This is a genomic window from Dellaglioa sp. CoH-56-MRSF-11 (assembly GCF_056782135.1).
Genome location: NZ_JBXAYE010000048.1, coordinates 1 through 371, shown reverse-complemented (window position 1 = coordinate 371; position 371 = coordinate 1). Strand labels below are relative to the sequence as shown.

Here is a 371-nt window from a genome sequence, read left to right as displayed (position 1 = left end):
ATTGATCTTGTGGAGCTGATGCCGTTCAACACTGGCAACGCCGTGAAGTATGTGGCGCGTCGTGGTGAGAAGGGGAAGGCCGCGCAAGACTTGGACAAGGCAATCTGGTATACGTCGCGTGAGCGCGATCGTATCAAGCTTATGTTGGAGTCCTACCCGTCGCGCGTCCTTGACACGATGAACAGTAACGTCGAGTTCAGTGAGCAGGATTTTGCACGTGCTCACAAGTTCCTCACGATGGAGACTGTGCCAATCGTATCGGATTTTTATTCTCTGGTATTTGAGGGTTGCACAATCCGTGAGTACTACGAAAATCTTGAAGATGCACTTGTGTGTCTTCGTCAACTGAAGGAAACACTCTGATGGTAAAG

General features: G+C 49.9%; 1 protein-coding gene. It reads left to right on the top strand.

All coding sequences use genetic code 11. The features are described from left to right. Positions 1–363 (top strand): DUF3310 domain-containing protein (locus tag AC1RPT_RS07780; RefSeq protein WP_481762981.1); only part of this gene is annotated, 363 nt, incomplete at its 5' end. Between the last annotated feature and the right edge of the window lie 8 nt (positions 364–371).